The organism is Neobacillus ginsengisoli (genome assembly GCF_030813055.1).
In genome coordinates this window covers 1-23,640 of the sequence record NZ_JAUSTW010000019.1, presented here as the reverse complement: position 1 = coordinate 23,640, position 23,640 = coordinate 1, and the positions used below count along the sequence as shown (strand labels likewise).

Below are 23,640 nucleotides of genomic sequence, written 5' to 3'. Positions count from 1 at the left end.
CTTTTTGCCGCCAAGCTTTGGACACTCATATCTTACCAAGGGGCTTTTTTATATTCAAACCTCATATTTCTTCATTACAGGAATGCTGCCAGTTACTTGAATAACGAAAAAGCTTTACTTCATATTTATTTATTAATTTTGAGTTAAATGATGAAATAAACCATCTGGAATTTGAAGGTGTCGAATAGCTAGTAATTTCTTAACTTCCATCAACTAATACTTGAGGTTTCTAAGTGCCGTGGCTATAATACTTATCAAGTTAGCTTATTTGAAACTTTTTCAATGCAGGACCGTATAAGTCTATTGGTTAACTCTTTTAATAAAACAATTGATAGGAGAATTATAGATGAAAAAATTTATCATTGCGTTAGTTTTACTGTTTACCCTTGTGGTTCCAAGTATGACAGAAGCAAGAGGGTTCAGTGGAGGACATAGCTCCTCATTCGGTTCACATTCGATGTCAACACTTTCAGGCAGCACGTACCACTCTGGATACAAATCGCCATCAAGCAGTGTATCTAGGTCAACGTCTTCGTCTTATACGAGTTCTTCTTCAAGAGGCGGTAGTTTCTGGAGTCATGCCGCAGCCTTTGGAGCAGGAACGTTTTTCGGCAGTATGTTTCACCCTTTTGGCGGCCTTTATTATGGACACTCCTATGGTTTCTCGATGTTCGGGTTTCTCTTCGACCTTATTTTGATTCTGATCGTTGTGCGGATTATCAAAGGGATTTTCTTAAGAAGGCGTTACTAGGAGATAACAATGAAATTATTATTTAATGAACAGGACGTAATTGACGCTTGTTGTGTCATTGCAGCACAACGAATTAACGGTAAGCCTGAAGAGATAGATGTAGACCTTCAATTTAATCCAACGACCGGATTTGAAGCGAATGCTAGAGATATGAATAGAGGATTTCAAACTATTCATTTAACTGAGCAGAATATAATTGATGGTATTATTGTTTACCTATCAGATTACCATAATTTCATTCCAGAAAGATTAAAAGTGAATCTAGAGTTTAATAAAGGTACAGGGATTGAGGCTGTTATTGTTAGTTTATGAACCAAAGTGAAAGGTTGCAGATTGTGCAACCTTTTTTATTATTCTTAATTTACATTTTTTGCAGGGAATTGTATGCGATACATCGAATTATATATGAACATACGTTTGTTGTAGAGGGGAGAATCAAAAATTGGACAAAATCTGTTGTCTAGCTTATCTTTTACACCAATCAGATGATAAAAAAGTTAAAAATATCGCCATTAAATTATTAAATGGTCATGTATCTCTTAAGGACATAAAAAAAATAAAAGAATTAAAAACATATATTACAGCAACAGAAGCTAAACTCAAAAAGGTTGATACACACAAAGTAGCTCAATTCGTGGAAAAATTTATGTTAATGGAAGTTTAACTTGAAATTAGGAACTTTATAATTGACTGGAAGAAAGGAATCTCTTTTCCTTCCTTTTGTTTAAAATCATTCTATTGCCTTCGCTTTTTCTATTCAGTAAATACACATAAATGATAATTCAAGTTTTTTTCGTTTGTATATGTATGTAGTGAAAAAACAAAAGAAGGGTGATAAAATGGCTGGTAATAAACTTTGGTCTCCGCAAGAAGATGAATTAATCGACAATACCATTATCAATCTTCCACATCAAACTGACATCGAAATTTCAGCAATTTTGTTTGGGCATCCTTTGTTAAAAAAGAGAACCTCATCTGGGCTGCTTCAACACGTAGAGCAACGACGCAGTAAGTTAAAGAAAACCAAAACCAAAGACAAAACTAAAACCAAAAAAGTGGTATAGAAGTAGGGTATTTTTGCATCTTCCCCCGAAAAAGTTTATTACGAAATCCCTCGTGGTGTCGGCAAAGATCGTAGATTGAAGGGCCATCAGAAGAGTAAATACCATTTAAGCAATTTTGATAAATATTTATGGACTGAACAGAAAACTGTTCAGTCCATAAATATTTATCTTACACCATTAAAGCGCCCGATTGTTGAAGATCATAGTTTAGAAGAATCAATTTTTTAGAATATAATTTTTCCTTAGATTTGATGGGCATAGGGTAATAATCCCATCACAATGTCTACTTTTTCTCTTTTTGGAACCAAGTCTCTAGCAGCTCCTGCTCTCTTTCTCGTAATATCCCCGCTTTAAGTTCTGCATCCTGTCTCGCTTTCTCCCATTGATACACATCATAAATAGTATCTTCAAGGGGGCGGAAGGAAAGTCCGGCCTCAACGGTTTTTTCTATGCTGATGCAAAACGAGCCTTTCCACGGTTCTCTTTCTCCTTCTAACGGGAAGTGTTCAGGAATCCATAACGGCATTTCCGTCCATGGCTGTATTTTATGATCCAATACAAATTGTTCATCTGTCCATACAAATTCGGCATCACCGTTTGTGACAGCTTTACAGGTATTCAATAGCACTTCTATAGTCAATTCATAATCCGGCCCTGTTACATTGAACGTACCTGCTTTTCTGTTTTCCGCCATATTGAACACCCATGTTGCTATATCTTTTACGTCAATCAATTGAACAGGACGATCTGGACGTCCCGGCACTAATACTTTTCCGCCCTGTCCTACACGCTGAACCCAGTACGTGAGCCGATCCGTATAGTCAAATGGTCCGACAAGCTGTCCCGCTCTTATATGCAAAACACGCCCTGGCCAATGCTTCTCCGCTTCTTCTTCACATAGTACTTTTAATGCGCCGTAATACTCGTAAGGAGAAATTGTCCCCTCCTCAACATCCTTCAATTTATCCGACGGCATGGATTGTAAATGATAGTCTTCCGTAATATTGAGTGGAATCCAATCTTTATAAACAGAAATGCTTGAGATGTATGTATAATGTTCGATGTTATCCCCGAGTACTGCTGCTATTTTTTTGATTTGATGAGGAGCAAATCCGCATGTATCCATTACAACATCCCATTTCCGGTTTTCCAAAAGTGATACATCACTGTTTCTATTGCCGATTAGCTGCTCCACCTCAGGAAACGTCTCTTTATTGGTGCCGCGATTAAATAAGGTAATTTCGTGCCCTCTTTTCAATGCTTCTTCTACCAAAGCTTTTCCTAAAAAACGAGTACCTCCTAATATAAGGATCTTCATAATTTTCCCCCATTCAGTCTAATAGTTTGTAAAAATACCTTTCGTTTTATAAAACGGTTTTTCTTCGTTAAAAGTTACGGGAGTATGAAAAATTTATGCCTTTTTATTAAAGAAAGGCGCCCTTTTGTGGAAGATCAAAGGCTATTGAAAATTCGTACTTATTGAATATTAGCATCCGTTATCACAAGAGGGTTTAATACACTGAAGTTTGACCTCGATAATATAACACTATAAAATAATTCCATACTAAATTTGGAGGTTTTTGTTTGTCAAACTTATGTTTAGAGCTGGGTGAGTAAACTTTCTTAATGACTTCGTGCATTAAGAAAGTGCCATTTATAGGATAAAGAAAAGACGTAATTTATTAAAAGAACAGGAGACTATAAATGGATATATTAATTAGACAAGAGCTCACTGAAGAATATAACACAACTGAAGAAGTTGTTAAAAAAGCATTTTTAAATGAAGAATATAGCGACAAGAAAGAACATTTACTTGTAAATCGGATTAGAAAATCAGATGCATTTATTCCTGAACTTTCTTTAGTTGCATTAAATCAAGACAAAGACATTGTAGGTCATATTCTTTTATCTAAAATAAAAATCGTAGATGGTGATAAAACTGTCAATTCTTTGGCACTTGCTCCAGTTGCTGTTGTACCTGAGCATCAGAAAAAAGGAATGGGGAGTATGTGAATTATTAAATTACTATCATTTAGAAAATCTTTCATTAATAAATTATGACTACCTTTTAAATTAAAGCGCCCGATTGCGGAAGATCAAAATATTTTTAAAGGCTTAAGGGCCTGTTTACGCTTAGCTGGCTAGGCAGAAAATTGTTTGTGTTTTATATAGTTACTGAATAATAGACAGCTTTTTTGCACGTGTCACTTGTTGATAGTAGCACTCCTGCCAAGAAATTAAAGCTGGGCTGAAACTCCTCTTATTGCTATCCATATCAATAATCTTTCAGTTTAATCCCGTTGGCAGCTTTCGCTATCATTTTCGAAATCATCTTAAACTGTACGACCATAAGGGTGGGTACCCGCAACATTAAATTGCGTAGAAAGATTTTGAAGTTTGATTTTTCAATCATGCTCCTAGCAGCCATAAGTCCTATTTTTTGATTTTTCTCAACAAACTTTCTCATTTCTTGTTCATAGGCAACAAAAGCACGGGCATAATCGCCATGTACAGCTTTGAGTTCGCCAGCTAATACATAAGCACCAACGAGCGCCAGGCTAGAGCCTTGACCTGAAAGGGGTGATGGGCCATATGCTGCATCGCCTTCCAATGTAATCCGACCTTTTGACCATGTCGGCATATGAATCTGGCAAATCTCATCAAAATAAAAGTCTGTCGCATATGTTGTGTCCAAATTTTGTATAAGACTTGACCATCCACTATGGTTTTTTCTTGATGAATACAAATTTTCACATTATTATAACTAGCCCAATCAGGTAAAAGATTTCCTAAATATTTAATAACCTTCTCGTCAGGAGTAGCATAACCTACATTAATCTGACTAATTAAATATGGACCGAAATCTGGAAGTAGGGCATCCGCCCATTCTTGAGCTTGAATATCGGAATCAAAAACTCGACTATCTTCTTTATAACTTCCATTTATCCATATTATATTCCCCATACAGTCACCCTCTTCGGAGTTTAGGTAAGTAGAATTGTTAGGCACCAACCACTTCTTCAGCTCTAGCGACCGTGTTTACAAAGTGGCTATTTCCCTTCGTATTTATCAACTCTAATCGCTTTTTTATACCTTCCATCCTCTTCTCTTATGGCAATAGCTTTATTGGAACTAATTCCTTTAATCGAAAAATATTGGGTATCTTTTTTATACATATTTGAGAAGTTACCTGAATAATTTCCTTCTTTGTCTGAATAAGTTGTTATTTCTCCAATTACCTTATCAATTTGATCTACATCTACATATTCATTGCTTGTTTTGTAGGAATATCCATTTCAAACAACAAAAGGATAAGACCAACTTGCAGAAGATATCCTCTCCGTTTTAGTATTTGAGAAACTTAGAATGCAAGGTAATAACAATAATAATATTGAAACGGAAATAAGAACTAAAGATACTTTTTTCGGGAGTTTTTTCCTCTTACCTGTATACCATCCACTAAACTGATATTTATTTCGATACAGTACAAAGAAAAATATAATAATTGCAATTATTATCATCCATCCATAAGTGGAAGTATCAGTTCCTAACTTTGAGTATAAAAATGTTATAAAAGCACTTAATATTCCTACAAAAAATACAAATATAAAAGCAATTCGTACTAACTCTAATAAAGCCTTCATTAGTACCACTCTCCACCTTTAATATTCGTATTAATTTTACCATACATTTCCAAATATTTATCTAACTAAACTTCTAGTTTGTTCAATAACAAAAAAGGATGCCGCAGCAGCATCCCTTTCTTTATCATAAGCACCCATTAGAGCTTAATAACTGTCGATTCTACCTTACAATCATTGGTTTTCTACACATCTTGGTATAATCTTCATACTCGGCTAATTTTCTCACTTTCACATCTTTTATAACCCAGTCCGTAGGAGAATTGTTACCAACTTTTAAAGTAAACAAATGATATGGAGGCATTATTGCCCTTTCATATGTTATGAATTGATATGTTATTTCATATCTGTATGCAGAATCGGGTTTCGTCTTAACCTCTACAAACTTACAAAAATCAGATAAGTATGTATCTCCAAAATACTCCTTAATTGCTTTTGATTCCAGAGGTGATAAAAATGTATAAATTATATCTTCAAGCTTCATTACATAACGTGAACTATCTGTTTCTGCTTGGACAGGTGTGCTTAAAAAGATAATAAAATAGGTAGTCATAAGGATTTTTCTCAAATCAATACCTACTTTCTTTATAGTGTATAGTAGGTACTTTCCCTGAATGAATTGTTAATATTCTTGTTCAACTAAAGAGCCCTTAACATAAAAAAAGAGCACAATTCTTACTGCAGAATTGCGCCCGATTGTTGAATAACATGAAGGTGTTATATCGACAATAGTTACCCTGAGAACATGACAAATAATTAAAGTATGGAAAATTTTTCCGTGCTTTTCCAAACATATATTTTATTTCGGAAGATTTAGTTGCCACGAGACACCGAACCGATGGTGTACTTACCCTAACTGGCGTTTAAATGCTTTATTGGCGAAGAAGTAAGCGATGACCATGATGCCGACGCACCAGGCAAGCGCGATCCAGATACCGTTGCCAACAGACCCTTCATACAAGAGGGCACGGATCGCATTCACGATTGAAGTCACGGGCTGGTTCTCAGCGAACGCACGGACAATTTTAGGCATGGTTTCGGTGGGGACAAAGGCCGAACTGATAAACGGCAGGAAAATCAGCGGGTACGAGTAGGCTGTCGCCCCTTCCATAGACCCCGCTGTCAATCCGGGAATGACCGCCAGCCATGTCAGCGCCAGCGTAAACAGCCCGAGTATCCCAGCTACCGCGAGCCAATCCAGGATATCAGCGCTGGAACGGAAGCCCATCAAGAGCGCGACGAGGATAACCACCACGACAGTAAGCGCATTGGAAACAAGCGAGGTCAACACGTGAGCCCACAATACCGACGAGCGCTTGATGGGCATGGTAATGAAACGCGCCATCAGCCCGCTCTTTACATCCGTAAACAGCCGCACGGAAGTGTAAGCGACGCCGGATGCGATAGCCATCAGCAAGATTCCCGGCAATAAATAATTGACGTAGTTGTCCGTGCCTGTCTCTATGGCGCCGCCAAATACGTAGACAAACAGCAGCATCATCATAATCGGCGTAATCGCCACCGTGATAATCGTATCCGGGCTGCGCAGGATGTTGCGCATTAAACGCCCTAGTAATACCCCTGTTTTGCTTTTCATTTACATCTCCTCCTTTTTGCCGATGATCGCGAGAAAAATTTCCTCCAATGTCGGCTGCTTCTCGATGTACTCCACTTTCGCTGGCGGGAACATCTCTTTGAGTTCGGTAAGGGTACCGGTCGTGATGATTTTTCCGCCATGCAGGATGGCGATACGGTCCGCCAGTTGTTCGGCTTCCTCCAGGTACTGGGTCGTCAGCAAGATGGTCGTGCCGCCGCCGGCAAGCTCCTTGACGGTATCCCAGACTTCAATCCGCGCTTCGGGGTCAAGCCCTGTCGTCGGTTCGTCGAGAAAAATGACTGCTGGCGTTCCGATCAGGCTCATGGCAATGTCAAGCCGGCGCTTCATTCCGCCGGAATATTTGTCCGCCCGGCGGTTGGCCGCATCGGTCAGGCTGAATCTTGCAAGCAGATTGTCGGCGACTTGAGCGGGATTGGAAACTCCCCGCAACTTGGCGATCATCATCAGGTTTTCCCGCCCGGTGAGCATTCCGTCTAAAGCTGCGAACTGCCCTGTCAGGCTGATGCTCTGGCGAACATGATCTGGTTGACGCTGGACGTCAAAGCCGCAAATACCTACTTCGCCGCCATCGGGCTTCATCAGCGTAGAGAGGATGTTGACCGTCGTCGTCTTGCCCGCTCCATTTGAGCCCAGCAGTGCGAAAATTTCGCTACGCCGGACCTCAAAATCCACCCCCTTTAAGACTTCCTTGTCTTTAAAGGATTTTTTTAACCCTTTTACAGAAATCGCTGCATTGTTCATACTTTTTTCCTCCTTATAAAAAGCGTCTTTGCGGAGCTAGATTGCCTATACTCTTCTATTTAGTCTGACTGATAATCAGTATTACTTACTACCTGGTTAAAAATATAACTGAATAGCGAAGGCGGCAATTCACATTTGTAACAGCTAATCAGTCGGTATGATCTATTGAATTTATTTTTTTCCCAATCGCTTCATGATACTCTGATTCAAATCTTCACGATACTTTGCGAAATAGGTTTTAGCGTTTGCCACTAGTTCGTCGGCAAAGGACGCCACGTCGTCCCCAGTGATTTCCAGCACTTGTCTGCCTTCCGCCGTACCGGCTTCGAACAACTCGATTAATTCATACTGCATGTGCAGCATATCCATCCCGTTGCCCGCTGAGAAATTCCACATGTAGTTTTGAATTTTCTTAAATACAAACTGGTAGTCCTCTGGCAGGGCTTCAACCCGTGCCATCATCATCTTGTACTCTTTTTTATCACCAATCATTTTTTTGAACATTTCCAACATGTTATTTTTCCTCCTTTTTTATATAGATGAACAAGACACTCCAAAAATATCGGACGGAATATCTTATGAAGCTAGATTGACTTTAAGACATTTATTTTTGATGATACAAAATCCCATTTTTTCCAAAACAATTCAAGTTCCTGGCGGCCAGCCTCATTAAGTGAGTAAAACTTGCGGGGCGGCCCCATATCTGACGGTTTTTTTTCTATGTTCACAAGTTTTTTCTTTTCTAATCGCACGAGGATGGTGTAGACCGTCCCTTCCACGACTTCGGTAAACCCAAGCTCGTTTAGGCGGCGGGTAATCTCGTAGCCATAGGTTTCATGGCGGCTGATGATTTCCAGCACGCAGCCTTCCAGCGAACCCTTCAGCATTTCAGTTAAATTTTCCATGTTCAGAGCCTCCTTTACCTCCTCTATTTTGTCTGACTTATATTCAGTATAACTTAGTACTAAGTAAAACTTTTACTTAATAGCTTTTGGGAAATCGCGCTATTAAGTATTGCTTATTACAGGTACATCGTAACACCGAGTAGTACGGATGTCAACTGTTTTTCTTAAAATATTTTTGTAACCTCACTATTCAGTGGTGTTGGTATCCAGTGTTACTTATTACAGGTATATCGTAACACCTAGTAGAGGAACTGTCAACTGGTTTTTCTAAATATTTCTAAAACCAGCTATCCCCATTGGATACAGCCGTTTTTCTTTATCGAGCTTTTACTTCCTCCTATGCTTCTTTCACAATGATTACACCGTGGATAATTCCCATCCAGCAGCTGTACATGTGAATATGGAAATTCTATCCCTCCATTATTTTTCGATTATCTTATTCACTACTTGCTCATTAACTTTTTTAAGTAAAAAGCCGTCTTCTGTTTCAATGAACACACCGAATAGATCTAGAAATTTGCTGTTCATTAGTAGAGACATGGGAGGGAAAGCCTCCAGGGGCGGCGTGGAGATGTACATTATATGGTAAAATATGGAGTAGTAGCTGACTCCTTTATTTAACTATGCCTTCACGAAGCCAAAATGATCTGAACTCATTCCATTTACCCGTAATTCCAATTACAAGGGTTACGAAATCCTGCGAATAAGTGAGCATTCGAGAGATATTCGTATTAAACTGAGGGAGTTGAATTAGAACGGAAGAACTTCATTGAAAATAAAAGTTTCCAGCATAGTGACTTGAAAGCTCCATTCATCAATTGAGTAAAAATAATTAAGATATTCACCACTAACAATAGCTTTTACTTCTATCTCTGCTAAGGTGCAGTATAGGTCCGCGTTTTTAACTGATATGGGTTATCAACTCATTACCAAAAGTATGTGTCCGAGAGACAATTATATCCTGGTCATCTGCGTATTCGCTGTCTGAAATTTTAACAAACCCGCCTGCCTCTTGAACCAACAAAAGTCCCGCCGAATAGTCCCACACGAATTGCCCATAAGCGACGTAAGCGTCCAGTCGTCCTGCGGCTACATACGCCAAGTGTAAAGCAGATGACCCAAAATCTCGAATCCCTTTTACATAAGGTATAAGTTTCAAGGTCTTTGACAATGCTACAGCGCTTTTTTCAGGATCAGATGGAATCCCTAGTGCTATTATAGCGGTCCTTGAATCAAACTCCTTACTCATTGAAACGTATAAATTCCCTGGCATACTATTTGTTTTTGAATTAAGCCACGTGGTTATCTCACTTGATTTTGCGTATCTAACTCCCTGTCCTTTGATACTAAAGAAGAACTCTTTATGGTGAGGGTCGTATACCACTCCGATAGTCACTGTGCCATTTTCCATATAACCGATAGATACAGAAGAAAAAGCAATTCTCCGTGTGAAATTTGTTGTCCCATCCAATGGGTCTATTATCCAAACAGAAGAACAGTTCTTATCGTATAACACGCTTTCCTGCGACTCTTCTGAAAGTATTTTATCGTCAGGGAACGTTTGACGAATGATTTGTTCAATAATACGATTGCATGTTAAGTCAACTTCAGTGACAACATCCATCGGTGAAGTTTTCTCTATTATGTCATATTGTGTACCAAATTTTTTAATCATGTGATACCCAGCATAGAGAGCTGCCTCGAGTGCAACCTTTAACTGAACATGGATATATACACGCTCCCCCTCCTAATCCGGCTGAATCTGTGCAGATACAAGCGTCTCTACCACAAACGTACCATTAATTGTCGAAAAGGTATTATTACATACGGCTCGCCAGTTTCGACGGTAATGACATTTGCTCGTTTTGACATATCTCTTAGGATAGTCTGTTTTACTTCGTATGGTGAAAAGTTTAATGGTAGTACGAACGAACATACGAATGTTTTTTCTATTAGGCAAAATGTTAATGAAAGTCTTATTTAACTTTTCTTCTATTTTCCGTAATAACCTACTATTTCAAGATAAAGAATTTAATTTCCTCTTTATTCTATATTTATTCAATAGAAAATAGATTAGCCCTTTTTTCTTATTACAGGAATGCTGCTTCGTTACTTCAACAAGAAAAAAGAGCTGCCGATCTGTCCGTTGATCTTCAACTCTTGAACTCCGATAGCTGAATAAGAAAACTTGAGAAATTAATTGGTATTCAAAGGAAAAAGCCTCCTTTATGTCGAAAATAATAGATAAAGGGGATGACCCAATGAATAAAGTTGGTTTATTAAAAAAACTACACAATGCCAGTCGAGGTAATTTGTTTTCAACAGAGATTCCTAAGGCTACAAAAGAAGATGAAAAAAAGATTAAAGAATTGGTTGGAGAATTAGAAAGTGAAGGAAAAATCAAGTTAAGAGAATGTGTACAGCGAGAATACTCAGTTTATTTACATGGAATACTTAAGTATGCATCTGAATAATCGTGTGCTTTTTATTGGGGTGAAATACAAAAGGACATCCGAGTTCTTCAACTAATCAACCCCATTAAGAAAAAGACTGTCGCAACAGACTTACTTTTTTGAACTCAAGCACCCGTTACTTCAATAAGGTATACCCATTTTTAACCGAGATAAATAATTTTATTTTTCTCTTTTTTCACTCTAATAACTATCTTTGCTGTTAAATGTTCCGGTTGGTCATATGATGACTGAATTTCAGCAAAAAGTTCGTTAATAATCTCTTCAAAATCCCCTAATGTTAGTTCTTTTGAAAGACTTTTTGTTCTTGCAATTTCGAATTTTTTAAATGAACTTTCGTAACCATTTATTGTTTCTTCACCAACAGCATTTATTTCAAAATCTACTTTTATTTGCCCTTCCATATCTCCATACCTCCTAATATAACTGCCAACTCTTATCTTTCCATCATTCTTCTTTAGCTATTCTGCCCTTTAGAGTTAAATACGGTAATGAAAAAGGACTGCCAAAACAGCCCATTTATTGTGAACCTAAAACACCTGTTTGTTTAAGTACACTATTTCACAATCTTACTTACCGAATTAATAAATTGCTTTTAAGGACTGTTTATCAATCCCAAGTTACACTATAAATGGGTTTCGTCTATATCAATTTTAGATAAAGCTTCATTATTACTAGCTAATTTTTCCTTTGTTAGTTGAATATTAGCATCTCCCGAATTTTCTTCCAAAATGTAATTTTGTTGTACCTGGACGTGGAATAATAAATGGTTTTTGTGCTAATTCCCATGCTAAGACAACTTGTGCAGATGTTGCATTCTTACTTTCAGCAACTCCAGCAATTAATTCTAATAACGCTTGTTTATGGTCAATCACTTCAGGTTTGAATCTTCCCATGAAACTTCTAAAGTCACAATATATCTTTTTAACAATTAAATATTTATAAAGTGACTAACGCATCGAATCAATTAATTCGATGCGTTAGTTTTATAACTTGTTATACCATTCATCATCAACAGGTTCTAACCATTCCGGAGTTCCTGCAGTGATTGCAATGTGTTCAAACCAGCTATCTTTTGTAGCACCATGCCAGTGTTTCACACCATCATGAGTGACAATCACATCACCAGCTTTTAAAAACTGAGCTGTTTTTCCCTCTTCTTGATACCAACCTTCGCCGCCAGTTACAAGTAAAATTTGAAATCCATTACGGTGAATATGCCAGTTATTTCGGCATCCTGGTTCAAAGGTGACATTCCCAACACCAACATTTACTTTAGGATCAGAAACTAATCCTTTAAGATAACTTTGTCCTACGAAAAATTGTGCAAATGCTTCATTTTTTTCGCCTACTGGAAAAATAACACCATTTTTTACTTCCTCATGTTTTGCCATATTTAATTTAATTCCTCCAATAGCTTTATTTTTTATTATTAACCTACTTGAACAGTCGAACGATTATATTATTCAGCTGGTTTTAGTGGTCCGTAAAAATAAGAAGCCGTAGCTCCACCGTCAATTAGGAAATCAGTTCCGGTGATGAAAGCTCCCTCAGGCATCATCAGCAGCTCAGCAACATTTGCAACCTCATCAGCTGTTCCTGGTCGTCCGGCAGGGCACTTGGCAAACATATTCTTATAGAACTCTCCTCTTGGACCATTGAACTCGTCTATAGCCAATGGCGTTACGATAATCCCCGGAGAAATGGAATTGATGCGAGCGTTTTTTTCCCCCCAGCGAATAGATTCAAACATAACGCGCTTCACATTACAACGTTTCGCCATTTGATAAGCATGCAACGTATCCTTGATATTTTCTGGACGAAGGACTTCCAAACTAAGGAGTTCTTCAGTTGGTGTCGTTGCTAGCTGTTCATCAATTTCAACTCCCAATTGAGGCATTCTGTGTCCAGACTGACTGGAAATTGTCACACCTACGCCTCCATGAGCTATGACCTTTCCTACTTCCTCCAGCAATACTGCAGTTCCGTACAAATCCACCTTCAAAATGGTTTCAATAGGTGCCTGACTAGGTGACACGCCGGCTGCATTGATAAGAGCAGTGATTTCACCATACTTCTGACCTTCTGCAATCAAATTTAAAATAGATTCTCTGGAAGAAATGTCCATTTCGACAGGTACCACATCAAATCCGGCTTCTTTCATAATTTTTGCAATAACCTTGGCATTATCTAGGTTCTTATCACCAATAATAATTTTCTTACCAAAACCGATTCTTCTAGCTATCGCCATTCCAATCTGTCCAGCACCTGTCCAAAGTATAACTTCTTTCATTGTATGTCCTCCTTAATTTTATTCTAGGATTAATTTATAATCAGCAGTTGGCTTAATTTGTTCATTAATGAACAAATTATAATGAATTACCGTTCTTGTGATGTAGGACGGATAATCATTTCGTTAACTGCTACATCGGAAGGTTGTTCAATAGCAAAATCAATGGCACGAGCTATTGATTCAGCATCAATCGCACCTTCATAAATTTTATCGATTCCTGGTTTCAGATCCATATCTGTAATCGAATTTGTTAATTCAGTCGTAACTGCTCCAGGTGAGATAATAGTGGAACGAATATTGTTTCCAGCTTCTTCTTTACGAAGACCCTCTGAAATAGCACGTACAGCAAACTTGGTCCCGGCATAGACAGTGCTTCCAGCTCCAACAAAGTGTCCTGCAACAGATGAAAGATTAATGATATGCCCTGATTTTTGTTCTCTCATTGTTGGAAGTACAGCTGCGATTCCGTATAGAATTCCCTTAATGTTTACATCAATCATCTTGTTCCAATCATCAATTTTTTTCTTGTAAAGGAAGGAATGCGGCATGACTCCGGCATTATTGACCAAAACATCAATTTTCCCAAACTCTTTTAGAGCTAACTCAGCCAGTTGTTCCATTTGTTCATGCGAAGTCACATCTACCACTTTGTAAATAGCTTGACCACCATTGTTCTTGATTTCTTCTTGTAATTGCTTTAAACGTTCTTCACGACGAGCTGCTAGCACCAACTTCGCACCTTTAGATGAAAGTTCCTCTGCAGTAGCCTCTCCAATCCCACTGGAAGCGCCTGTAATGATGACAACTTTATCTTTTATATTTGACATAATAAAACACCCTTTCTTAAAAATACCTTGATTTCTTCAAGCAATAAGGGATGGATAATCCCCCAGATTACACTGGTTTGTTGACCCCTAAACTGCGACGAACTTCCAATCCTGGCGTTACTGCTAATTTAACAACCAAGTCAGCAACACTCTTTCGAGATATATCATGCCCTTTAAATGGTTCGCCTTTCTGAGTTATCTCATAATCGATTTCATCCTCGTAGGTAAACCAACCTGGTCTCAAGATTGTATAGTCGAGGTCAGAAGCTTCAATAATCGCTGCCGAATCTCGATACGGATCTAAAATACTTCTATACCTCTCTCCTGGGACTTCCTCATAAATTCCCATTGAACTAATCCAAATCAGGCGTTTAATGCCAGTCGCATTCATTGCCTGTACAACCGTTTTAGCCATTTGTACAAGACTACCGGCAAGATTGGCGTAAACAACGTCTTGACCAATCATTGCTTCTTTTAATTTTTCTATATCCAAAACATCGCCTTCAATTACACGTACACGACTAGAATCAATATTTTTTAGTCTGCTTGAATTGCGCAGATAAAGCGTTAATTGTGCATCCGTTTCTTTTAAGAATAAGTCTACTGCAACACGAGCGATCGAGCCATTTGCTCCAAGAATTAAAACATTAGTCAAATTTAACGCTCCCTTTCATTATTAATAAGGTAAACATCCAGCTGTTCTGGACAGCTGGATGGAGAGTTTCTACAGTTCTTGAATTGTTGGTCGAATTATCATCTCATTTATTGCTACATCAGATGGCTCTTCAATTGCATAGGCAATTGCACGAGCAATGCTCTCAGCTGGAATCGCTACTTTGTAAAATTCATCAATTCCAGATTTTAATTCCTCACCCGAAATCTTTTCTGGTAATTCAGTAGCAACTGCTCCCGGTGAGATGATGGTTGTACGAATATTGTTCACAGCTTCTTCTTTACGAAGACCTTCCGTAATGGCACGAACAGCAAATTTTGTACCACTATAAACAGAACCTGCTGGTCCAATTAAGTGCCCTGCTACAGAAGAAATATTAATAATGTGTCCTTCTTTACTTTCCCTCATAAAAGGAAGAACAGCAGCAATACCATAAAGTACACCTTTGATGTTCACGTCAATCATCGTATCCCATTCTTTGATCTTTTTCTCAAAGACAGGAGATAGTGGCATTAGTCCTGCGTTGTTAATCATTACATCAATTTTCCCAAACTCTTTAAGAGCAAGCTCAGCTAACTCTTCCATTTGTTCATCGGACGTAACATCTGTCACTTTGTAAATTGCCTTCCCTCCATTACTTTGAATCTCTTCTTGCAATTTCTTTAAGCGTTCTTCGCGACGAGCTGCTAATACCAACTTCGCTCCTTTAGATGCAAGTTCTTTGGCGGTAGCTTCTCCAATCCCACTAGAAGCACCTGTTATAATTACAACTTTATCTTGAATATTAGACATACTGTTTAGTCTCCAATCTGAATGTAAATTTATTATCTGAACCACGATATTGAAAATAGTTACTTGGTAACCAGACAACCATAAATAGTTTAGCCATTACCTATTTCTTCATGCCGTGACAGAATACCTGAAAATAGTCAATTGAACACATTTTGTTCATTATTAAACAAATCCCTCAAAATTGTTTATTATCACCTTTGATAAACTTATTTATTTTATGAAATTGAAAGCATCTTAACCATTTACAAGGTTGCAATGTCAATAACGAATCGATAACGCACATCACTGCGAAGAACTCGTTGATAAGCTTCGTCTACTTTTTCAGCACGAATTACTTCTATCATTGGGGCAATTTTGTGCTCAGCGGCAAAATCAAGCATATCTTGTGTTTCCCGGATTCCTCCAACGAGAGAACCGGCTATGCTACGACGACCCCTTAGTAATGAAAATACATTATACTGATCTGGCTCGGCTGGTGCACCGACATTCACAAGGGTTCCATCTATGCGAAGCAAAGATAAATAAGCATCAACGTCAAGATTTGCTGACACGGTGTTTAAAATCACGTCAAAACGGCTAGCTAATTGAGTGAAAGTAGCTGGCTCACTTGTTGCATAATATTGGTCTGCACCAAAACTAAGTGCTTCATCTTTCTTATTATGAGACCTGCTCAAGACGGTTACTTCAGCACCCATCGCATGCGCAAATTGAATCGCTACATGTCCGAGTCCTCCCATACCAACAATAGCAACCTTTTTACCTGGTCCTACGTTCCAATGTTTCAATGGAGAAAATGTGGTGATACCTGCACATAATAACGGCGCTGCCACATCCAAATTCAAAGCATCGGGAATACGGACAACGAAATTTTCCTTTACAACAATTTTTTGACTATATCCACCGTAAGTTGGATTTCCATCATAATCTACATCATTATAGGTACTGATAACACCTTTCGTACAAAACTGTTCTTCACCATTCAAGCAGTATTCGCATTCTCCGCAGGAATCTACAAAGCATCCAACCCCAACACGGTCACCTACAGTAAATTTTGTCACCTCTGAACCAACTGCTGATAAAATACCAGCGATTTCATGACCAGGAACCATCGGGAAGGTTCCACCACCCCATTCATTGAATGCATTGTGAATATCTGAGTGGCAAATACCACTATACTTAATATCAATTAAAACGTCGTCTGGTCTTAACTCTCTTCGTTCAATAGTAGTCTTTTCAAATGGTGCTTTTGTACTTGGGACACTTAAAGCACGGGTCATAGTTATGTTTGTATGATTATTACACATAAGAAACAACACAATCCTTTCTTAATCCAGATACCCTTACAAAATAAACATTGATAAATTAATGAACATCTGTCTATAATTATAAACAGATACAAAATACTTACAATGGTCAATTCAACACGCTTTGTTAAGTAATGAACAAATCTAATAAAATTGTTAAATATCTTTAGGAAAGTTGGAGATTTACAATGTCTAAAGTGGATAGAAGAATAGCCAAAAGCCAAGAAGCCATAAAAAAAGCAGTTATTGAATTGATGTCCGAGAAAAGTTTTGATGAAATTACGATACAAGATATTTCCGACAGGGCAAATGTTAGTCGGGGAACTATCTATCTTCATTATTTGGATAAATATGATTTACTGGATAAGCTCATTGCAGAACATATTGACAAACTACGAGAAATATGTGAATCGTCATCTGAATTGGAATATATAGATGCAAATCTCCCGTGGTTCGAATACCTTGAAGGTCATTATTTATTCTTTTCCACGATGTTAGCGAGTAAAGGAGCCCCTTCATTTCGTAGTCAGTTCCTAGAATTTCTCATCGAAGAATTTAAAGATGAAGTGGATGTAGCAAAAGGGAAAAATCAAGGATTAAAGGAAGAAGTTATTCTTCAATTTATTGTCACCTCTTACGTAGGGCTAGTAGAATGGTGGTTTAATAATGGAATGCCTTATACGTCCCGTGAGATGGCAGAACAAGTAGGGATTTTATTAGATAGGAATTTATAAAAAACAGAGCAGTGTTGCACACTGCTCCTAAGGGCATTTAAAACGCAATTTATTTCACATGTTACTTAAATTAAGGGACCGACTACTGGGTGCGGTACATATGGTTCCTCCAGTGAGGCTATTTCTTCAGGCGTTAACTTGATCGAAAGAGATGGAACTGCATCTTCAAGATGTGAAATTTTTGTTGCCCCAATAATAGGAGCTGCTACCGGTTCCTTCTGCAGTAACCAAGCGATTGCAATTTGGGCACGAGCTACGCCACGTCTTTCTGCAATTGCAGCAACCTGCTTTGCAATCAACCTATCCGTATCAGCAGTAGCATCATATTTAGACTTCTGCACTTGGTCGGTTTCGGAACGATGTGTTGTTTCAGCCCAATCACGCGTCAATCTTCCTGATGCAAGGGGACTATAAGGAATCACACCAATTTTTTCTTCCTTACATAAAGGCAGCATTTCACGTTCCTCTTCACGATATAAAAGGTTTAAATGATTCTGCATTGATACAAATCAGGTCCAACCATTTTTTTCAGCAACATAGTTCGCTTTTAGGAACTGCCATGCCAACATCGCAGAAGCACCAATGTATCTTGCCTTACCAGCTTTCACAATATCATGTAAGGCTTCCATTGTTTCTTCGATAGGAGTATTATAGTCCCAGCGGTGAATTTGATACAAATCCACATAATCTGTTCCGAGGCGCTTAAGACTCTTGTCAATTTCACTCATAATATGCTTGCGAGAAAGACCTTTGCCATTTGGACCCTCATGCATAGGGAAATACACCTTCGTTGCAATGACAATTTCATCCCGATTGGCATAATCCTTTAGAGCCCGTCCAACAATTTCTTCACTTGTTCCGTCTGAATACACATTTGCTGAGTCAAAAAAATTGATCCCCAAGTCAAGAGCCTTTTTAATAATCGGACGGCTACGTTCTTCATCAATTACCCATGGATGCACCCATCGTTCCGTTACACCAAAACCCATACATCCAAGGCAAAGGCGGGATACATCTAAACCTGTATTTCCAAGTTTTGTATATTCCATTTGATTGCTCCTCGCTTTCCAAATAAAATCGTTAACCATCGACTACTATTATAAACAGAAAGAAAACACTTTCAATTGTTAAATGAACGCAATTTGTATATTACTTAACAGAGCAATTATAATTGTTTATTTACTATTGATTTAAAATGCAGATTGTGAAGTTATTCACTTAAACTAATCTGCCACTTTACTTGAATAAGAAAAAAGCATTACCGTTATTCCAGTAATGCTACCCGTTACTTTAAGTTCATTTCTTCACAATCTTATAGGCTCGGTAGGGAGCATAATGCCCCTGCACCTTTAGTTGAACAAACACCTTAATTCATTGCATAATATATTCGTATTGTGCAAAAAAATATTACAACTCGCAATGTCTATTGACCATTAAATCCATCAACTTCCTAATGAAATCATTTATTTAAAAATATTATTCTAAAAAGTAACTATATTAATTGAAACTCATACTATAATATTAAGCCATTTGAAAGAAGTGTGACAATTGACTCAATATATTCATACTGGTAAACATCCTGGACAACCTGGAGCTTGTATTGCACAATATAACCACTTTACTTATAGCCACACTCCTCATCATCACTCTACGCAATACAACTCGACCCATCACAATCACATAATGCCAAATATTCAGCAATCACTTACAGTTCATGGTTATTATGGGAATCCTTTCTGGGGACCGCCTGTGGCCTCATATCCTTCTTTATTTTAAAGTTTAAATGAGCTAGCTGTTTGAGTACAAAGTTTTTTAACAATCAGTTAGCTCTTTTGTTTCATTTTTTCTCCCTCCGATAGTCCGTGCCTAGTTCCCAAGCTGTTTCTTTTCGAAATTGGGTTTTAGTTGAAACAACGATATAACAATAAGAAAAAACACCATTTTATTATCTTGATTTTTAACTCTTGCACCCAATAGTTTAAGTTCGAGCTAGCGAAGATGCCAAAGAAGATGAATTAAGAGCCAAACATCGATTAACCAAATTCCTTTTACGAAATGATATTCACCCACCTTTCAAAGGAAAAAAATGGACTCGTAGATATCGAGAATGGTTAAATACTCTAAAATTTGAGCGTTCTGCATCTAAAGTAGTTTTTCAAGAGTATCTACACCATCTACAAGAAATTGAGCAAAGGGTAAAACGATTAGAAGAAGAAATTAAATTACAATCAACTAAGGTCACCATGCGCCAATGATTCAAGCACTCCAATCATTAAGGGGAATAGCTACTATAACAGCTACCAGTCTTGTGGCTGAGATTGGATCATTTAAAAGATTTGCTTCTCCCAAAAAATTAATGTCTTACGTTGGATTAATTCCAAGTGAAAGTTCAAGTGGTGAAATCAGAAGGCAAGGTAAGATTACAAAAACAGGAAACCGTCATGTTCGGCGTCTGCTTATAGAAGCAGCCTGGAGCTACGGACATCAGCCCGCTGTTAAGGGAGATTTAAAGAAAAGAAGCCGAAAAACGCTTCTCTCCCTAAAGTTGCCCAAAACCCAAACCAAAATCAAATTGTGTAGGGGGCATTGACAGTTTCGTTCATATCAGTACAATTCTTCACAATCTTTATTGCTTTCAAATAACAAAGAGCCGGCAACGATCTGCCGGTTCTTTGTTATTTGACTACATTGAAATAGCCCATCATATAATTGTCTTTTGACATTGCCCAGCCTTTGGCATCGTCATCGCATGGGATCGTACACATCCACATGAATTTCCCTTCTTTTTGTGGAGTAAAAGTGAAAGTGGAGACAGCGGGAACACCGTCTTTCGCACTCGCTTTAGCTACGAAATTGAGTCCAAGGTCTTTAGCTGTAATAGAATGCTCACCTTGGTCAAGATTATAAACTGTCACCTCTACCGGCTGTCCGACTTTCACAGTGATGTCGCCATTCGCAAAGGAATCATGCATTTTTCCGTCCGGACCCAATTTGTAACCAGGGTTCACCACCATGGATACATGCTGAACTTGATTACTAGCAGGAAGAACCGTAATTTTTCCTGTCATATACCCTTGCTGCGACATTGACCATTGTTTGCTGTCATCGCAGACATCCGTACAATTCCAGGTGAACGTGCCTGATTTGGAAGGTGTAAATGTATAGGTGGTCTCTTTCGGCTGACCTTTCTTAGTGGAGCCTTTGATTTTTACACCTAGTCCAAGTTCAGGTGAAACATAGGTATGTTCCGCATCATCATAATTCAAGAAGTGAAGGGTGACTGGTTGGTTTTGTGTGATTTGTATATCACCGTTGATAAAAGCATCGTGCTTCTTCCCGTCAGAACCGAGTTTTGAACCTGCCTCTACAACGATATATTGATTGAAAGCCGTTTGAACGGTCTTGACTTTCTCGGATGTAGCAGCCTTAACTGGTTTTGCCGATTGGCTTGTCCCACATCCGGCTAAAGAGAGGGAGATAGCAGAAGCCAGAGCGACTGCGATAGCACCTTTATTCGCTGTTTTGTTCACGATAAACCTCCTAAAATGAAAAGTTTGAACATGAAAAGCATACCACGTCTTTTAAAATTCCCAAGGAATCTTAAGGGAATTTTAAGATTCTTAAGGGAATTTTAATTTACCCATCTTATTCCAAACTGTTCTATTTTTGGATTTGCACAAGCTATGACGAAGAAAAAATACCGTTATGATTAAAGAAACCGTGTTTATATGAAAAAGCGATCCTTCATTATTGAAGAATCGCACCCGTTTGTTGAATAACATTTTTAAATTAAAATTCCTCACCCTTAATACATATAAGTGAGGATAAATTTTTAAATTTTTTTGTTTCATTTTAGGATATAGGTTGAATAGTCCAATAAATAGGGGCGGTTTTTTGAGTTATTTTTATTAACTTAAGATAATATCTCTAACTAAACTTTTCTATCTACTGCTTGGGGAGGTTGTTCAAACCATTTTTCTTTTATCGCTAAAAGCAAACCCAGTCCATAATACTTCTTCATATCGTCTGATATTTTGCCTAATTTAGAAACTATATCCGTTCTTAAACTGGAAGTCATAGCCTGACTTATCATGGCAAAACAGAATATTCCCAGACAAGTATTCACAAAAAACAACATTAACTTTTCGGAAAATGGAGACATCTCTACATCGGAAATTTGATAGTCCCCTGAGGCTGAGATCGGAATATTTTCTTTTTCAAGAACTTCTTGAAGTGAATCTAATATTTTTTCGATCCCATCTCTACCTTTACCAAAATGTTGTTTTAGCTCTTTTGTTTGGGCTAATTTACTAAAAGTGACAAAAACCATTTTTGAAAACTGTGCCCTATGAATAATCCTTGATACATTAGCGATCTCAGCAGCATTTAAAGGTCTTGAACCACCAAAAAAACCATTAAGATACAAGAAGTTATCAGCAAATTCCACCTCACTATCTATCGCTACTTGTGGAGGTTTCAAATATATTCCTTGTGATAACATTAAGTCTACAATTTCATTCTGGATTTTTACAGAAAATGCAATGTTTACTTGAAAATGATCTCGAACATCGTTTCTGGTGCAATCTGATAATGCAATTGGATATGTACTCATCGAGAGGTGTGTTAGGTCAAAACAAAAATGCAAAATAAATGTATCAGAAAATACTTTGAGTGCGTCAACCCTTACGTCTTCATCGGTAAAACCAAGAGGGACAGTAAGATTCTCTTTGACAAAAATCTCCTTGAGTTCATTTATATTCTTTTGAGATTGATTTAACATCTTTTCTATCACTTGTTTTATTTCGCTATCTTCTGTACTTGCAAAAAAATATTCAAAAAGTCTTTGTTCCATACTGTTCATTAAAAAGGAAGACCAAAGGTTAGATACCTCGTTTGCGGTTAATTCTACAAAAGGCAAATTGTTTTTTGAATGACTCATTTTTTCCACTCCTTTCTAAATAATATCTCCAATCCTCCACCTAATATTAATTAGATTAATTAGTTAAAATGGCAATAGCAACGTGCATATTCAATGCCCTTTCAGAACTATTAAAAATAGTTTGTCCCATTTACAATTATTTATTTTTGAAAATCAAGAAACTATCTAAGGAGCCTCAAAGAACAATGGGGAGGATTACTTTTGTCATTTTATTCTAAAATCCATTCTTCAACTCCCTCAGTTTAATACGAATATCTGTCGAATGCTCACTTATTCGCAGGATTTCATACCCCTTGTAATTGGATTTTCAGGTAAATGAAATGAGTTCAGATCATTTTGGCTTCGTGAAGGTATAGTTAAATAAAGGAGTTAGCCACCACTCCATATTTTACCATATAATGCACATCTACACGGTGCCCCTGGAGGCTTTCCCTCCCATGTCCTGGCGGTACCCCATTTTGTTCTAAACAAAATAACCCCTAAATTTAACAATATTTAACATGAATACTGTATACAAATCTAGTTAACATAAACGCCAAACCCATACAGTTAAAGGGTTTGGCGTCTGTTCGTTTTTATCATTCATCATTATTTTATACATCGTGGATACATCAACGTTTTTTGCTTCTGTAGAAGCCTGGTCGCTACATAAAAAAGTGGAGTTTTATGTAACTTCTTATTCAATATAATGGCCCGTTTGCTGAACAAAGATCAAACGGGACTCTTCCACTAAACTGCCACGTTACTTGAATAAGGGAAAAGCGATCCTCCGTTATTGAAGAATCGCACCCGTTCGTATTATAAGGTCAGCCAGATATTTCTGGTTGACCATTTTTTATATGGTTTTATTATAACTGTAGCCGGGGTAGAACGTAAGCACCCGTGGG

25 protein-coding genes and 3 pseudogenes are annotated in these 23,640 nt (G+C 37.8%); 8 read left to right on the top strand and 20 right to left on the bottom strand.

Going from position 1 to position 23,640, the window contains the following annotated elements; genetic code table 11:
* Positions 1 to 346: 346 nt before the first annotated feature.
* From J2S10_RS26970 to J2S10_RS26955, 4 genes are all read left to right on the top strand, one after another.
* Complete coding sequence (locus tag J2S10_RS26970) at positions 347 to 751, top strand: hypothetical protein (protein ID WP_307414231.1); 405 nt, start codon at positions 347 to 349, stop codon at positions 749 to 751.
* A 9-nt stretch (positions 752 to 760) separates the two neighbouring features.
* The gene (locus J2S10_RS26965; protein WP_307414230.1) at positions 761 to 1,063 is read left to right on the top strand and encodes a DUF2653 family protein; all 303 of its coding nucleotides are present in this window, start codon (positions 761 to 763) and stop codon (positions 1,061 to 1,063) included.
* Between the two features lie 130 nt (positions 1,064 to 1,193).
* Positions 1,194 to 1,415 (top strand): hypothetical protein, encoded by a 222-nt coding sequence (locus J2S10_RS26960; RefSeq protein WP_307414229.1) that lies wholly within the window; start codon positions 1,194 to 1,196, stop codon positions 1,413 to 1,415.
* Between the two features lie 175 nt (positions 1,416 to 1,590).
* Positions 1,591 to 1,815 carry a hypothetical protein gene (locus J2S10_RS26955; protein ID WP_307414227.1) on the top strand — a complete coding sequence of 75 codons (225 nt, stop codon included), beginning with the start codon at positions 1,591 to 1,593 and terminating at the stop codon, positions 1,813 to 1,815.
* A 283-nt stretch (positions 1,816 to 2,098) separates the two neighbouring features.
* On the opposite strand, the gene J2S10_RS26950 is transcribed toward J2S10_RS26955, so the two are convergent.
* Entirely contained in the window at positions 2,099 to 3,133 is a 1,035-nt protein-coding gene (locus tag J2S10_RS26950; protein ID WP_307414226.1) for an SDR family oxidoreductase, read from the bottom strand.
* Between the two features lie 386 nt (positions 3,134 to 3,519).
* On the opposite strand from J2S10_RS26950, the pseudogene J2S10_RS26945 reads away from it, so the two are divergent.
* Positions 3,520 to 3,822, top strand: a pseudogene (locus tag J2S10_RS26945) (GNAT family N-acetyltransferase); the annotation flags it as partial.
* A gap of 268 nt (positions 3,823 to 4,090) precedes the next feature.
* On the opposite strand, the pseudogene J2S10_RS26940 reads toward J2S10_RS26945, so the two are convergent.
* The 8 genes and pseudogenes from J2S10_RS26940 to J2S10_RS26905 all read right to left on the bottom strand — a co-directional run.
* Positions 4,091 to 4,495, bottom strand: a pseudogene (locus J2S10_RS26940) (FAD-dependent monooxygenase); the annotation flags it as partial.
* A gap of 616 nt (positions 4,496 to 5,111) precedes the next feature.
* On the bottom strand, positions 5,112 to 5,459 hold the full coding sequence (locus J2S10_RS26935; RefSeq protein WP_307414224.1) for a hypothetical protein: 348 nt from the start codon (positions 5,457 to 5,459) through the stop codon (positions 5,112 to 5,114).
* Positions 5,460 to 5,619: 160 nt separating this feature from the next.
* Positions 5,620 to 6,024 (bottom strand): DUF3888 domain-containing protein, encoded by a 405-nt coding sequence (locus J2S10_RS26930; RefSeq protein WP_307414222.1) that lies wholly within the window; start codon positions 6,022 to 6,024, stop codon positions 5,620 to 5,622.
* Positions 6,025 to 6,303: 279 nt separating this feature from the next.
* Positions 6,304 to 7,053 carry an ABC transporter permease gene (locus J2S10_RS26925; RefSeq protein ID WP_307414221.1) on the bottom strand — a complete coding sequence of 250 codons (750 nt, stop codon included), beginning with the start codon at positions 7,051 to 7,053 and terminating at the stop codon, positions 6,304 to 6,306.
* Positions 7,054 to 7,815 (bottom strand): ABC transporter ATP-binding protein, encoded by a 762-nt coding sequence (locus tag J2S10_RS26920; RefSeq protein WP_307414220.1) that lies wholly within the window; start codon positions 7,813 to 7,815, stop codon positions 7,054 to 7,056.
* Positions 7,816 to 7,986: 171 nt separating this feature from the next.
* Positions 7,987 to 8,328 carry a DUF1048 domain-containing protein gene (locus J2S10_RS26915; protein ID WP_307414218.1) on the bottom strand — a complete coding sequence of 114 codons (342 nt, stop codon included), beginning with the start codon at positions 8,326 to 8,328 and terminating at the stop codon, positions 7,987 to 7,989.
* Positions 8,329 to 8,399: 71 nt separating this feature from the next.
* Complete coding sequence (locus J2S10_RS26910) at positions 8,400 to 8,720, bottom strand: PadR family transcriptional regulator (protein WP_016131412.1); 321 nt, start codon at positions 8,718 to 8,720, stop codon at positions 8,400 to 8,402.
* Positions 8,721 to 9,621: 901 nt separating this feature from the next.
* A complete protein-coding gene (locus J2S10_RS26905; protein WP_307414232.1) occupies positions 9,622 to 10,449 on the bottom strand; it encodes an inositol monophosphatase family protein in 828 nt (275 codons plus the stop codon).
* Positions 10,450 to 10,981: 532 nt separating this feature from the next.
* Between J2S10_RS26905 and J2S10_RS26900 the strand changes: the two genes are divergently transcribed.
* The gene (locus J2S10_RS26900) at positions 10,982 to 11,194 is read left to right on the top strand and encodes a hypothetical protein (RefSeq protein ID WP_307414213.1); all 213 of its coding nucleotides are present in this window, start codon (positions 10,982 to 10,984) and stop codon (positions 11,192 to 11,194) included.
* A gap of 140 nt (positions 11,195 to 11,334) precedes the next feature.
* Here the strand turns inward: J2S10_RS26900 and J2S10_RS26895 are convergent, their stop codons facing one another.
* The 8 genes from J2S10_RS26895 to J2S10_RS26860 form a co-directional block, all read right to left on the bottom strand.
* The gene (locus J2S10_RS26895; protein ID WP_307414211.1) at positions 11,335 to 11,595 is read right to left on the bottom strand and encodes a hypothetical protein; all 261 of its coding nucleotides are present in this window, start codon (positions 11,593 to 11,595) and stop codon (positions 11,335 to 11,337) included.
* Positions 11,596 to 11,895: 300 nt separating this feature from the next.
* Positions 11,896 to 12,087: a hypothetical protein gene (locus J2S10_RS26890; RefSeq protein ID WP_307414209.1), complete on the bottom strand. Its 192-nt coding sequence runs from the start codon at positions 12,085 to 12,087 to the stop codon at positions 11,896 to 11,898.
* A 90-nt stretch (positions 12,088 to 12,177) separates the two neighbouring features.
* Complete coding sequence (locus J2S10_RS26885; RefSeq protein ID WP_307414207.1) at positions 12,178 to 12,585, bottom strand: cupin domain-containing protein; 408 nt, start codon at positions 12,583 to 12,585, stop codon at positions 12,178 to 12,180.
* A gap of 68 nt (positions 12,586 to 12,653) precedes the next feature.
* Positions 12,654 to 13,484: an SDR family oxidoreductase gene (locus tag J2S10_RS26880; RefSeq protein WP_307414205.1), complete on the bottom strand. Its 831-nt coding sequence runs from the start codon at positions 13,482 to 13,484 to the stop codon at positions 12,654 to 12,656.
* An 86-nt stretch (positions 13,485 to 13,570) separates the two neighbouring features.
* The gene (locus tag J2S10_RS26875) at positions 13,571 to 14,311 is read right to left on the bottom strand and encodes an SDR family oxidoreductase (RefSeq protein WP_307414203.1); all 741 of its coding nucleotides are present in this window, start codon (positions 14,309 to 14,311) and stop codon (positions 13,571 to 13,573) included.
* Between the two features lie 67 nt (positions 14,312 to 14,378).
* A complete protein-coding gene (locus J2S10_RS26870; protein WP_307414201.1) occupies positions 14,379 to 14,966 on the bottom strand; it encodes an SDR family oxidoreductase in 588 nt (195 codons plus the stop codon).
* 69 nt (positions 14,967 to 15,035) lie between these two features.
* The gene (locus J2S10_RS26865) at positions 15,036 to 15,776 is read right to left on the bottom strand and encodes an SDR family oxidoreductase (RefSeq protein WP_307414199.1); all 741 of its coding nucleotides are present in this window, start codon (positions 15,774 to 15,776) and stop codon (positions 15,036 to 15,038) included.
* Positions 15,777 to 16,018: 242 nt separating this feature from the next.
* A complete protein-coding gene (locus J2S10_RS26860) occupies positions 16,019 to 17,080 on the bottom strand; it encodes an NAD(P)-dependent alcohol dehydrogenase (protein WP_307414197.1) in 1,062 nt (353 codons plus the stop codon).
* A 188-nt stretch (positions 17,081 to 17,268) separates the two neighbouring features.
* Between J2S10_RS26860 and J2S10_RS26855 the strand changes: the two genes are divergently transcribed.
* Complete coding sequence (locus J2S10_RS26855; protein WP_307414195.1) at positions 17,269 to 17,814, top strand: TetR/AcrR family transcriptional regulator; 546 nt, start codon at positions 17,269 to 17,271, stop codon at positions 17,812 to 17,814.
* 65 nt (positions 17,815 to 17,879) lie between these two features.
* Here J2S10_RS26855 and J2S10_RS26850 read toward each other — a convergent pair.
* Positions 17,880 to 18,863 (bottom strand): annotated as a pseudogene (locus J2S10_RS26850) (aldo/keto reductase).
* A 1,202-nt stretch (positions 18,864 to 20,065) separates the two neighbouring features.
* Between J2S10_RS26850 and J2S10_RS26845 the strand changes: the two are divergent.
* The gene (locus tag J2S10_RS26845) at positions 20,066 to 20,404 is read left to right on the top strand and encodes an IS110 family transposase (RefSeq protein WP_307414193.1); all 339 of its coding nucleotides are present in this window, start codon (positions 20,066 to 20,068) and stop codon (positions 20,402 to 20,404) included.
* 85 nt (positions 20,405 to 20,489) lie between these two features.
* On the opposite strand, the gene J2S10_RS26840 is transcribed toward J2S10_RS26845, so the two are convergent.
* Together J2S10_RS26840 and J2S10_RS26835 are read right to left on the bottom strand one after the other, a co-directional pair.
* Positions 20,490 to 21,344, bottom strand: a complete 855-nt coding sequence (locus tag J2S10_RS26840) for a cupredoxin domain-containing protein (RefSeq protein WP_307414192.1) — start codon at positions 21,342 to 21,344, stop codon at positions 20,490 to 20,492.
* 401 nt (positions 21,345 to 21,745) lie between these two features.
* Entirely contained in the window at positions 21,746 to 22,753 is a 1,008-nt protein-coding gene (locus J2S10_RS26835) for a DUF3231 family protein (protein WP_307414191.1), read from the bottom strand.
* Positions 22,754 to 23,640: the final 887 nt, after the last annotated feature.